12 protein-coding genes are annotated in these 11,702 nt (G+C 61.7%); 10 read left to right on the top strand and 2 right to left on the bottom strand.

What is annotated here, in order from left to right; all coding sequences use genetic code 11:
- Together rnpA and rpmH are read right to left on the bottom strand one after the other, a co-directional pair.
- Positions 1-333 (bottom strand): ribonuclease P protein component (gene rnpA, locus AC16HO_RS10655; protein WP_484335428.1); only part of this gene is annotated, 333 nt, incomplete at its 3' end.
- Positions 334-347: 14 nt separating this feature from the next.
- The gene (gene rpmH / locus AC16HO_RS10660; RefSeq protein ID WP_018972158.1) at positions 348-488 is read right to left on the bottom strand and encodes a 50S ribosomal protein L34; all 141 of its coding nucleotides are present in this window, start codon (positions 486-488) and stop codon (positions 348-350) included.
- Positions 489-648: 160 nt separating this feature from the next.
- On the opposite strand from rpmH, the gene dnaA reads away from it, so the two are divergent.
- From dnaA to AC16HO_RS10710, 10 genes are all read left to right on the top strand, one after another.
- On the top strand, positions 649-1,992 hold the full coding sequence (gene dnaA, locus AC16HO_RS10665; protein WP_395643367.1) for a chromosomal replication initiator protein DnaA: 1,344 nt from the start codon (positions 649-651) through the stop codon (positions 1,990-1,992).
- 220 nt (positions 1,993-2,212) lie between these two features.
- On the top strand, positions 2,213-3,316 hold the full coding sequence (dnaN, locus tag AC16HO_RS10670) for a DNA polymerase III subunit beta (protein WP_395643366.1): 1,104 nt from the start codon (positions 2,213-2,215) through the stop codon (positions 3,314-3,316).
- A gap of 101 nt (positions 3,317-3,417) precedes the next feature.
- Positions 3,418-4,497: a DNA replication/repair protein RecF gene (gene recF / locus AC16HO_RS10675; protein WP_395643365.1), complete on the top strand. Its 1,080-nt coding sequence runs from the start codon at positions 3,418-3,420 to the stop codon at positions 4,495-4,497.
- A gap of 84 nt (positions 4,498-4,581) precedes the next feature.
- Positions 4,582-7,032 (top strand): DNA topoisomerase (ATP-hydrolyzing) subunit B, encoded by a 2,451-nt coding sequence (gene gyrB / locus AC16HO_RS10680; RefSeq protein WP_395643364.1) that lies wholly within the window; start codon positions 4,582-4,584, stop codon positions 7,030-7,032.
- Positions 7,033-7,144: 112 nt separating this feature from the next.
- Positions 7,145-8,332 carry a tetratricopeptide repeat protein gene (locus AC16HO_RS10685; RefSeq protein WP_395643363.1) on the top strand — a complete coding sequence of 396 codons (1,188 nt, stop codon included), beginning with the start codon at positions 7,145-7,147 and terminating at the stop codon, positions 8,330-8,332.
- A 284-nt stretch (positions 8,333-8,616) separates the two neighbouring features.
- Positions 8,617-9,270: an energy transducer TonB gene (locus tag AC16HO_RS10690; RefSeq protein WP_395643432.1), complete on the top strand. Its 654-nt coding sequence runs from the start codon at positions 8,617-8,619 to the stop codon at positions 9,268-9,270.
- 64 nt (positions 9,271-9,334) lie between these two features.
- On the top strand, positions 9,335-10,063 hold the full coding sequence (locus AC16HO_RS10695; protein WP_395643362.1) for a MotA/TolQ/ExbB proton channel family protein: 729 nt from the start codon (positions 9,335-9,337) through the stop codon (positions 10,061-10,063).
- Positions 10,064-10,075: 12 nt separating this feature from the next.
- Entirely contained in the window at positions 10,076-10,504 is a 429-nt protein-coding gene (locus AC16HO_RS10700) for an ExbD/TolR family protein (RefSeq protein WP_395643361.1), read from the top strand.
- A 20-nt stretch (positions 10,505-10,524) separates the two neighbouring features.
- Positions 10,525-10,950 carry an ExbD/TolR family protein gene (locus AC16HO_RS10705; RefSeq protein WP_395643360.1) on the top strand — a complete coding sequence of 142 codons (426 nt, stop codon included), beginning with the start codon at positions 10,525-10,527 and terminating at the stop codon, positions 10,948-10,950.
- 346 nt (positions 10,951-11,296) lie between these two features.
- The gene (locus AC16HO_RS10710) at positions 11,297-11,701 is read left to right on the top strand and encodes an ExbD/TolR family protein (RefSeq protein ID WP_395643359.1); all 405 of its coding nucleotides are present in this window, start codon (positions 11,297-11,299) and stop codon (positions 11,699-11,701) included.
- The last annotated feature ends 1 nt before the right edge of the window (position 11,702 follow it).

The following is an 11,702-nucleotide window of genomic DNA, read 5'->3' on the forward strand; positions in this document are numbered from 1 at the left end:
TTTTTTCCACAAGCCATCGAGCTCGGCCAGCAACTGCGGCCCGGGGACACCGGCGGCCTGTTCGCGCGCCATCACCATCATGTCGACCGCCGGCAGCCGGTGGCGTACGCGCCGGAACGACTCGCGCAACAACCGCTTGATCCGGTTGCGCTCGACCGCCCGCTTGGATACGCGCTTGGAAATCGCTAGGCCAAGCCGGGCGTGGCCAAGGTTGTTGTCGCGATAGCGCATATGAAAACAGCGGCCGCCTGCGCGTCCGCTGCTGGTCCGCAAGGCGGCGAAGTCACCCGGCCGACGTAACCGCGCTTCGCGCGGCAGCCCGGCGCTGGACATGACGCTCGCCCTGGTTACGGGATCAGACGCTTGCGGCCCTTGGCGCGACGCGCATTGAGTACGGCGCGACCGCCGCGCGTTTTCATGCGCGCACGAAAGCCGTGGGTGCGGGCGTGCTTGAGGTTGCCGGGCTGGAACGTACGCTTGGTGGCCATGGCGCTGTCGAAACTTCAGGGACAAAGAAGCGGAATTCTAACCTTCGGATTCCTTGTAGGTCAAGCCGCCCGTGCTTGGCGCGGTACGACGTGGCGGCGTAGACTGCCGGGCCGCCCGGGCGAGAATCGCCCTGACGCCATCCCTGGAAATTCTCTGAGCATGACTGATCTGTGGCGCCGCTGCCTGGAACGCCTTGAGGGCGAATTCAGCGTAGAAGACCTGCACACTTGGCTTGCGCCGCTGCAGGCGACCGAGGACGCCGACGGCCTGCGCGTGCTCGCGCCGAACGCCTACACGCTCGATGTGGTGCGCGAGCGCTTCCAGTCGCGCATCGAAGCGGTGCTGCAATATCTGAGCGGCGCACCGGTCGCGCTGCGCATGGACGTCGGCACGTTGAGCCGGGCGGCGGCGAGTCCGCGCAAGCCCGGACACAACGGCTCGTCCGCCCGCACCGGCAGGGGCGCAAGCGAAGGCGATTCGTTCGAATCCAATCTCGATCCGCACTACACCTTCGACCTGTTCGTTGAAGGCAAGTCGAACCAGCTCGGCAAGGCCGCGGCAATGCAGGTCGCGAACAACCCGGGCCGGGCCTACAACCCGCTGCTGCTCTACGGCGGCACCGGTCTCGGCAAGACCCATTTGATGCATGCTGCCGGCAATTTAATGCGCACGCTCAATCCGGCGACCAAGGTCATGTACCTGCGCTCGGAGCAGTTCGTCAGCGAGATGATCCAGGCGTTGCGCACGAAGAGCATGGACGACTTCAAGCGCCGGTTCCGCGCAGTCGACGCGCTGTTGATCGACGACATCCAGTTCTTCGCCGGCAAGGACACGACCCAGGAGGAGTTCTTCCATACTTTCAACGCATTGGTCGAGAGCAAGCAGCAGTTGATCATGACTTGCGACCGTTATCCGAAGGAGGTCGACAACCTCGAACCGCGCCTGAAGTCGCGCCTGGGCTGGGGCCTGAGCGTCGCGATCGAACCACCGGATTTCGAGACACGTGCGGCAATCGTGCTGGCCAAGGCGCAGACGAAGGGCGTCGAACTGCCGATCGAAGTCGCCCAATTGATGGCCAAGCGCATGCGTTCCAACGTGCGCGACCTCGAAGGCGCACTCAACACACTGGTCGCGCGTGCGAACTTTCTCGGCGCTGCGATCAGCATCGAATTCGCGCTGGAGACCTTGCGCGACCTGCTCACCGTACACGCGCAGGCGGTCACGATCTCGAACATCCAGAAGACCGTCGCCGACTACTACCAGTTGCGCCTGTCAGACCTGCTCTCGATGAACCGCAGCCGCTCGCTGGCGCGCCCGCGTCAGCTCGCGATGGCTCTGGCCAAGGAGCTTACCGAGCACAGCCTGCCCGAGATCGGGCGCGCGTTCGGCGGGCGCGATCACACCACCGTGATGCACGCTTGCCGCACGATCCGCGACCTGCGTGCGACCGACGGCAAATTGCGGCAAGATTGGGAAAAACTGCTTCGTGTGCTGACGGAATAGGATATCCTGTGGATAGTTTGTGCCGCACTTTTGGCGCCGCACTTATCCACAGAAAAACAACAACGGGAGCGGACAGATATCCCGGCGTTCAAATTCTCGCAGAGAGTTGATTTTTCTAGTTTTTATGAGCATTTTTGCGATATGCACAGGCTCTACCGCTACTAGTTTTTCAAGTTTTACAAACAGCCCAGCAGCAGCGACTCCGAAGGACTGACGACTTATGCGGTTTTCCATTCAACGCGAAGTGCTACTCAAGCCCCTGCAACAAGTCGTCGGTGTAGTCGAGCGACGGCAAACCCTGCCCGTCCTCGCCAATCTCCTGGTCGTGGCAACGGCCCAGCAGGTGAGCTTCACCGGCACGGATCTCGAAGTTGAAATGGCGGCGACCACACAAGCCGACCAGATTGAAGCGGGCGAGATCACAATCCCGGCCCGAAAGCTGTTCGATATCTGCCGCGCATTGCCCGATGGCAGCAAGATCGAATTCAAGCTCAATGGCGATCGCGTGGAGGTCAAATCCGGACGCAGCCGGTTTACGCTGGCGACCTTGCCGGCGAGCGAATTCCCGGTGATCGAGAATATCGATCTGGTCGAGCGCGTAAGCCTGCCGGAAGCTACGCTCAAGGGTCTGATGGATCGCACCGCATTCGCGATGGCGCAGCAGGACGTACGCTATTACCTTAACGGGTTGCTGCTCGATCTGCGCGAGCATGCGTTGCGCAGCGTAGCCACCGACGGGCACCGTCTCGCCGTCGTCGAGACAAATCTCGAAGCAGGCGGCGTCGCCGCCCAGCGCCAGATCCTGATTCCGCGCAAAGGTGTGCTCGAGCTGCAAGGATTGTTTGAAGTTGGCGATGGCACGGTCGAGCTCGAGTTCGGTCGTGCCCATCTGCGCGTCAAGCGTGGCGACGTTACCTTCACTTCCAAGCTTATCGATGGACGTTTCCCGGACTACGAGGCCGTGGTGCCGATCGGAGCCGACAAGGAGGTGCGTGTCGGTCGCGAAGCGCTGCGCGGCGCGCTGCAGCGTGCGGCCATCCTGTCGAATGAAAAGTATCGCGGGGTCAAGCTGGAAGTCAGCCCGAACAAGCTGCGCATCATTGCCCACAACCCGGAGCAGGAAGAGGCGATCGAGGAAATCGAGGCCCGCACCAGCGTTGCCGAACTCGGTGTTGGCTTCAACGTCAACTACCTGCTCGATGCGCTGAATGCGCTGGGCGGCGAGGAGGTGTTGATGTGCCTGCGCGACGGCAATTCGAGTTGCCTGCTGCGTGCACCCGAGAGCGAGCAGGCGCGTCACGTCATCATGCCACTTCGCCTCTAATTTCGTTTGTTGCGGGATTTGTGCATCTACCAGCGCGCGGCAGAGATGCCGCGCGTTTGTTTTCCGCCTCGACGCGATCGTGCCGTGGATGATTCAACCCCATGCACCTGACTGAACTGCGCATCCAGAATTTGCGGAACATCGAGGCGGAGCAGCTCGATCTCGCCCCCGGACTCAATCTTTTCCTCGGTGCAAACGGGGCGGGCAAAACCAGCATTCTCGAAGCGGCGTACCTGCTCTCCCACGGCGGCAGTTTCCGCACCCATCAATCCGAGCATCTGCAACGGCGCGGCGTCGAGCCGTTGGCGCTGTTTGCGCAGGTTCGAACGGATTCACTGACACGGCGGCTAGGCTTGCTGCGCCAGGACGGACGCTGGACAGCGAAGCTCGATGGTGACGGCTCGGCGAAGCTCACCGACCTGTTCGCCGCCTGCGCCGTGGTCTGTTTCGAGCCCGGTAGTCACGCGCTGATCTCGGGCTCCGCGGATGGCCGACGCGGCTTCCTCGACTGGGGCGTGTTCCACGTGGAACAGGATTTCGCTGCGCGCATGCGCCGCTATCGCCGCGCACTGCGTCAACGCAACGCCTTGCTCAAGCAAGCGGCTGGCGACGAGGAACTGTCTATCTGGGACGAGGAGTTGTCGCAAGCCGCCGAACCGCTGGCAGCTGCGCGCGAGGCCTACATGGTGCGCTTCGAGTGCGAACTGATTCCGTTGCTCGACGGCTATCTGCCCGAGCTGGGCGGGGCGAGCCTGCGTTTTCGCCCGGGGTGGAATCGCGCCGCGCCGTTGCACGAAGCGCTGAAGGAAGCGCGACCGCGCGACCGGATGCTAGGCCACACGACGCGAGGCTTGCATCGCGCGGATTGGAACCTGACGTTTGCCAGGGCGCCCAGCCATGAGCAACTGTCGCGTGGTCAGGAAAAACTCTGCGCCATCGCCTGTATGCTGGCGCAGGTGTTGTTGTATCGAGCGGTGCGCGGGGAGAATCCCGTCATCGCGTTCGACGATCTTTGTTCCGAACTCGACGCCGCACACCAGGCCGCCGCTCTGGAGGAACTGATCGAAAGCGGGGCGCAGATCCTGTTGACCGGTACCGAAATTCCACCGGCCTTGCTGGAGCGTTTTCCCCCCCGACGCATGTTCCACGTGGAACAAGGCCGGGTGCGTGAAGTGGTATAATTGCTCGATTATTTCAGGACTTTTCGTCGTGCTGCGGGCGCAGTGGCAGGCGAGGGGTCCGGCCCGATATCAGCCGAGCAGCGGATGACCGACGAGACCAGGAACAACCAGTACGACTCCAGCAACATCAAGGTGCTCGAAGGCCTCGAGGCGGTACGCAAACGCCCGGGTATGTATATCGGCAACGTCAACGACGGCTCCGGCCTGCATCACATGGTGTTCGAGGTCGTCGACAATTCCGTCGATGAGGCGCTGGCGGGGCACGCCGACGCCGTGGTGGTGAAAATCCATGCCGACGGCTCGGTCTCGGTTTCGGACAACGGCCGCGGTATCCCGGTGGGCAGACACGCTACGGAAAGCGAAAAGCAGGGCCGCGACGTCTCAGCCGCCGAAGTGGTGATGACGGTATTGCACGCCGGTGGCAAGTTCGACGACAACAGCTACAAGGTTTCCGGCGGCTTGCATGGCGTCGGTGTGTCGGTCGTCAACGCGCTGTCGGAAAAGTTGCTGCTCGACATCTGGCGTGATGGCCATCACCACCAGCAGGAATACCGCAACGGCGAACCGGTTTATCCGCTCAAGCAACTGGAGCCTTCCGACAAGCGCGGCACCGAAGTCCGCTTCTGGCCTTCGGTGGTGGCATTCAACGACAACATCGAATTCCATTACGACATCCTCGCGCGCCGCCTGCGCGAGCTGAGCTTCCTCAACTCAGGCGTCAAGATCGAGTTGATCGACGAGCGGCCGGACGGCAAGCACGACATCTTCCAGTACGAAGGCGGCATTCGCAGTTTCGTCGAACATCTGGCTCAGCTGAAGACTCCGTTGCACCCAAATGTTGTGTCGATCACCGGCGAACAGGACGGCATCGTCGTCGATTGTGCAGTCCAATGGAGTGATTCCTACCAGGAAACGATGTACTGCTTCACCAACAATATCCCGCAGAAGGATGGCGGTACCCACTTGACCGGTTTCCGCGCCGCGTTGACCCGCACCCTGACCCGCTACATCGAGCAGAGCGGCATCGCCAAGCAGGCCAAGGTGTCGCTGTCCGGCGACGACATGCGCGAGGGCATGATTGCGGTGCTGTCGGTGAAGGTGCCCGATCCGGGCTTTTCCTCGCAGACCAAGGAAAAACTGGTCACCGAGGCGGTGCGCCCGGTGGTGGACTCGGTGTTCGCCGCGAAGTTCGAGGATTTCCTGCAGGAACACCCGAACGAAGCCCGCGCCATCGCCGGCAAGATCGTCGATGCCGCGCGAGCGCGCGAGGCCGCGCGCAAGGCGCGCGACCTGACCCGGCGCAAAGGCGCGCTCGACATCGCCGGCCTGCCCGGCAAACTCGCCGACTGCCAGGAAAAGGATCCGGCGCTGTGCGAACTGTTCATCGTCGAGGGTGACTCGGCCGGCGGTTCAGCCAAGCAGGGGCGCAACCGCAAGACCCAGGCCGTGCTGCCACTCAAGGGCAAGATCCTCAACGTCGAGAAGGCGCGCTTCGACAAGATGCTGTCATCGGCCGAAGTCGGCACCCTGATCACTGCGCTCGGCACCGGCATCGGCAAGGAAGAATTCAATCCGGACAAGCTGCGCTATCACCGCATCATCCTGATGACCGACGCCGACGTCGACGGCTCGCACATCCGCACGCTGCTGCTGACGTTCTTCTACCGGCAGATGCCGGTGTTGATCGAGCGCGGCCACATCTATATCGGCCTGCCTCCGCTGTACAAGCTCAAGCAGGGCAAGAACGAGCTCTACCTCAAGGACGACCACGCGCTCAACGCGTATCTCGTCAACAACGCGGTCGAGAACGCCGAGCTGCACTATGCGCCAGGTGCGCCGCCAATCACCGGGGCGGGGCTGGAAAAGCTTTTGCTCGACTATCAAGCCGCGCAGGATCAGATCGCGCGCCTCGCTTCGCGTTGCGACGCCAGCGTACTCAACGCGATGCTCGATCTGGCGCCGCCGGCTGCCGAGGACTGGAACGACGCGGCCAAGCTCGAAACCTGGCTGCGCGCGATCACCGCGAAGGTCAACGCCAGCGGCCTCGGTCGTCCCAACTATCGCTTCGAAGTGCGCGCGGCGACGCCCGAGCATCCGGCCGCGTTGACGATCGAGCGCCGCCACCATGGCCTGACTGCGATGCAGATTCTGCCGGCCGCGTTCTTTGCCGGTGCCGAATTCAAGCCGCTGCGCGAGCTCGCCCGGCAACTTGCCGGCTTGATCCAGCCCGGCGCCGAGATCCGACGCGGCAATCACGCGCAGGTGATCGCGAACTTCGCCCAGGCACAGCAGTGGCTGCTCGACGAAGCGAAGAAAGGCCGCACGATCCAGCGCTTCAAGGGTCTGGGCGAAATGAACCCCGAGCAGTTGTGGGAGACCACCGTAAATCCGGAATCGCGCCGGTTGCTTCAGGTCAGTATCGAGGATGCGGTTGCTGCCGATCAGATCTTCTCCACACTGATGGGCGACGTGGTCGATCCGCGTCGTGACTTCATCGAGCAGAATGCGTTGCGCGTCGCCAACCTCGACGTATGATCCGCGCTCGCAAACCATCCAGCGAAACGTTAACGTTTTCGTGCGTACAATACTTCGATAGATAAAGCGGTGCCGGTTGCGCCGGCGCCAACAATGGCCTGAGGGAGGAACCATGAGCATCCGCAGTTTTGTACGTATACTTTGCAGCATCGTCGTCGCCTTTGCCCTGGTCGCGGGCAATGCCTATGCGAAGAAGGAGGCGAAGGAAGCACCGCTGTATCCGAACGCGACGCGCAAGGATCCGAAGAACGACATGAGTTCTTCCAGCGTACAGAAGGATCTGCAGAAGGCGCTCGACGCGCTCAACGACAACAAGGCAGACGAAGCCGCGCCGCTGCTGCAGAAGATCATCGACGATCCCAAGGCCGGCAAATATGCGCATGCGCTGGCGACCCAGGGCCAGGGCCAGATCGCCTACGACAAGCAGGACAACGCTGGCGCGATCAAGGCCTGGCGTGCGGCCTACGACATGGATGCGCTGCCGAACAACCAGCAATTCACCCTGTTGCTCAACATCGCCAACCTGCAGCAACAGGACGAGAAGTATCAGGACTCGCTCAACACGCTCGACGAATATTTCAAGGCGACCAACGGTGGCAAGGCCGAGGCGTACGCGTTGCAGGGCAACGACTACTACCGTCTCGACAAGTACCAGCAGGCGGTCGACGCGATCACCAAGGCACAGTCGATCAGCGACAAGCCGAACGACAACTGGAATCAAATCCTGATGGCCTCGTACGCGGGCATGGACCAGTACGACAAGGCCGGCGCAATCATCGAGAAGCAACTTGCCCAGCATCCGGGCGACGCCAAGCTCGTCGAGCAGGGAGTCAAGGTTTATGTCAATGGCCGTCAGTTCGACAAGGCGCAGGCGATGCTCGACCAGAACAAGGCGAGCCTCAACAACGACACGCTGTATCAGCTCTATCGTGCGCTCGGTGCCGGCTACTCGCAGGAAAAGGATGGCGACATGAAGGCTATCGATGCGTTCGCCAAGGCTTCGCCGCTGGCGAAGACCGGCGAAGTCGACTACTACCGTGGCAGCTTGCTGCTCAACAATGATCGCGCCAAGGATGCGACGCAGGCACTGCAGCAGGCAATCACCAAGGGTGGTCTCAAGGAGCCCGGCAAGGCCTACCTGATGCTTGGCGATGCCTACAACCAGATCGACGACGTCGCACACGCGCGCGAAGCTTGGACGAAAGCCAAGGGCTATCCCGATTCGCAGAAGTCGGCCGACCAACGCCTCAACCTCGGTGGCCACGTCAAGATGACGACGCAGCAGAAGAAGAAGAATTGAACAGGGGCGCGGGGGCGGGCCGCGCAAGAGTATACTTTTTCCCGGAAATGCGGCGCATGACGCGCCGCGGCTTGCGAAGGTCCACGGAAATTGGCATGCTTCAAAACCGCGTTCTATTGCGGTGCTATGGGGAAGAGCGGGTTCACGAGCGGTGAAAAAAGCTTGTCTATACCGCCTGCGCTGTTGTACTTTGCAAGCGACTCATGCGATTTTGTTTTGGGGTTGGCAGCGGCGTTTCGCGCCGCCGCCCGGGATGATGCTCCCTAGGTAATTGGTTGGCACTGATGTCATCAGCAGAAACGGACAAAACGGGTTTCAATTGGCGGCGCACGATCGCCTGGGCCGGTGCGCTCGCGCTGCACGGCTTTCTCTTCCTCATGCTGCTGGCGCCGGTGCAGCCGCCTACGGCGAAGGAGCGTGCCAAGGAAAACGTGGTGACGGTTGAGTTCATTGAACCACCACCACCGCCGCCGCCGCCGCCGCCGCCGCCGCCCGAGCCGCCGAAAAAGCCGCCGCCCAAGATTGTCGAAAAGATCAAGCCGCCGCCGACACCGCCGCCGCCGGCTCCGCCGCCCGTCGTCACGCAGGAGGCAACGCCGATGTCGACGCCCGCGCCGCCGCCGGCACCTCCGGCACCGCCCGCGGCTCCGGTCGACATCGCGCCGAGCGAGAACATCAGCTACCGTAAGATGCGTCCGCCGAAGTATCCACCACAGGCCGTGCGTGAACATCACACGGGCAAGGTGATACTGAAGGTCTTGATTGCAACGGACGGATCGCCGAAGGAAGTCACCGTGGAGAAATCCTCCGGCTATCGCGAACTCGACCAGGCCGCGATTGCAGCAGCGAAGACTTGGATGTTTAATCCGGGAAGCAAAGGTGGGCAGCCGTACGAGGGCTATGCGCTGATCCCGGTCGATTTCACGTTGGCAGATTGATTTGACGAGACGGTAGCCGGCGATTCCGGCGGAATTTCAGAACCACAAACTTAAGGGTAAGGTCATGTTACAAGAAGCAGCTTCCGCTCCGGTTGCCGGGCAAGGCAACGCCGCCGCTCTGACGCAGATGGGTTTCGAACATCTGCTGCACAACTTCGACACCTTGGGTCTGGTTGTGTTCATCACACTCGTGATCATGTCGCTGGGCTCGGTGTTTTTCATCATCGTCAACGGCTGGCGCATGCTGAATATTCGCCGTCGCGGTGACTCCGTACGCGAACAGTTCTTCGAAACTAAGTCGCTCACCGACGCCAAGCGTCACCTTGAGGAGCAGCCGGGTTGGGAGCCGTTCTCGAAGATCGCGCTCGACGTGGCCACCGCCGCCGAACAGCACAGCTCGGCGCAGGGCAGCCGTCTGGCCGAAACCTTGAACCGCTCCGAATTCGTCGACCGCGCGCTGCGCCAGGGCGTCGCCCGCGAAAGCGGCCGTCTCGAGACCGGCTTGACCTGGCTCGCGACCACGGGTTCGACCGCCCCGTTCGTCGGCCTGCTCGGCACCGTCTGGGGCATCTACCATGCACTGCTCAAGATCGGTGCCAGCGGCAACGCATCGATGGACGCGGTTGCCGGTCCGGTCGGTGAAGCGCTGATCATGACCACGATCGGTCTGGGCGTCGCGATTCCGGCGGTGCTCGCCTACAACGTGTTCAACCGTGCCAATCGCGTGACGCTCGGCAAGTTCGACGAGTTCGCGCATGATCTGCACGACTTCTTCGTCAGCGGCACCAAGTAAGGATTTGCAGTCATGGCAATGAGCGCGGGCGGCAGCAGCGGCGGCATCATGGCGGAGATCAACGTCACGCCACTCGTCGACGTGATGTTGGTGTTGCTGATCATCTTCATGATTACCACGCAGCTGGCTCAGCCCAAGATCAAGGTCGAGTTGCCGCAAGGTACCCTGATCGCGCCGCCGACCGACACGCCACCCGTGCCGCCGGTGACGATCGCCGTGCGCCAGGACGGCACGCTCTACTGGAACGACGAGCCGGTGACCGAAGCGGGACTCGTCGCGCAGTTGCGCGTCGTCGCCCCGCAGGCGGTACAGCCGGAAGTCCAGATCCGTGCCGACAAGGACACCGAGTACCAGATCGTCGCCAACGTCATGACCCAAGCGAAGAATCAGGGTATGGTCAAGGTCGGTTTCATCACCACGCCGCAGCATGGCGGCCAGTAAACGATTGACGAGAGCACATCATGGCATTCAGTGCAGGTAGCAGCGGTGGCGGTGCGATGGCGGACATCAACGTGACGCCGCTCGTCGACGTCATGCTCGTGCTGCTGATCATTTTCATGATCACGGCGCCGATGCTGACTCACCGCATCAAGATCGATTTGCCGCAGCCAACCAACAATCCGCCGCCGGTGGAGGAAAATCCGCCGGAACCGATCACGTTGTCGGTTCGTTCGAGCGGCCAGTTCTACTGGAACGATCAGCTCGTGACCGAAGAACAGGTGCAACAGATGATGACGCTGGCTTCAAAGAAAAACCCGCAGCCGGAGCTGCAGATTCAGGCCGACAAGACCGCGAAGTACCAGCTTGTCGCCACCGCGATGGCTGACGCCAAGAACGCCGGTCTGGCAAAGATCGGCTTCCAGCCGCCGCGCGGGTCGGGCCAGTAGGCGTGTCGGTCTCGATACTCAATAAAGATGAAGACGCCGCAGCGATGCGGCGTTTTTTTATGCCTAGAGCAGTTCCGTCTGTAGTGCTTGCACCGCCGATCCGGGGCCATGCGAAGCATGCAGCCGGAATCCAGTTCTTGCCCCATCACCGCGAAGATCAAGAACGGGATGACCAGCCATTCGGCTGTTGAAAACCCCGCCTTTGCGGGAATGACGAAGTTGTAGATACTTGAATCGAAGTCGCTCTAGTGAAAATCATGATTCGCTCCGGCGAATGGTCCGGCCCGTGCAAGTCGCGCTAGGCTGAACACGGCACGCAAATGCGTGCTCTACCGGAGCCGCAGACATGGCTGCTTTCGCACTCGAACGTGAGCCTACCGCATTCGCCCAGGTTAACGTCACGCCGCTCGTCGATGTGCTGCTCGTGTTGCTCGTGATCTTCATGCTCACGGTTCCGCAGATAACACACAAGCTCACGCTCGACTTCTCGCACTGTGATGTCGGTTGTCCGCTGCCGTCCGATCCGGTGAGGCTTTCAATCAAGCAGACCGGCGAGCTCTACTGGAACGGCACTGCACTCAATCGCACCGAACTCGAACACAATTTCGTAGTGCTCGCGCAGGCAACGCAAACGCCAATGTTGACCCTGCGTCCCGAAGCGCGCACGAAGTACGAAACCGTGGCCGAGATAGTCGCCGCGGCGAAAAATGCCGGTTTGCGCAACATCGGTCTGGAACCTGCGATTCGCTGAG

Source organism: Rudaea sp. (assembly GCF_057139185.1).

Bases quoted from the DNA above. Each gene is read 5' to 3' on its own strand.
- rpmH (WP_018972158.1), bottom strand. From the start codon at position 488: ATGGCCACCAAGCGTACGTTCCAGCCCGGCAACCTCAAGCACGCCCGC.
- dnaA (WP_395643367.1), top strand. From the start codon at position 649: ATGACTGATCTGTGGCGCCGCTGCCTGGAACGCCTTGAGGGCGAATTC.
- dnaN (WP_395643366.1), top strand. From the start codon at position 2,213: ATGCGGTTTTCCATTCAACGCGAAGTGCTACTCAAGCCCCTGCAACAA.
- recF (WP_395643365.1), top strand. From the start codon at position 3,418: ATGCACCTGACTGAACTGCGCATCCAGAATTTGCGGAACATCGAGGCG.
- gyrB (WP_395643364.1), top strand. From the start codon at position 4,582: ATGACCGACGAGACCAGGAACAACCAGTACGACTCCAGCAACATCAAG.
- AC16HO_RS10685 (WP_395643363.1), top strand. From the start codon at position 7,145: ATGAGCATCCGCAGTTTTGTACGTATACTTTGCAGCATCGTCGTCGCC.
- AC16HO_RS10690 (WP_395643432.1), top strand. From the start codon at position 8,617: ATGTCATCAGCAGAAACGGACAAAACGGGTTTCAATTGGCGGCGCACG.
- AC16HO_RS10695 (WP_395643362.1), top strand. From the start codon at position 9,335: ATGTTACAAGAAGCAGCTTCCGCTCCGGTTGCCGGGCAAGGCAACGCC.
- AC16HO_RS10700 (WP_395643361.1), top strand. From the start codon at position 10,076: ATGGCAATGAGCGCGGGCGGCAGCAGCGGCGGCATCATGGCGGAGATC.
- AC16HO_RS10705 (WP_395643360.1), top strand. From the start codon at position 10,525: ATGGCATTCAGTGCAGGTAGCAGCGGTGGCGGTGCGATGGCGGACATC.
- AC16HO_RS10710 (WP_395643359.1), top strand. From the start codon at position 11,297: ATGGCTGCTTTCGCACTCGAACGTGAGCCTACCGCATTCGCCCAGGTT.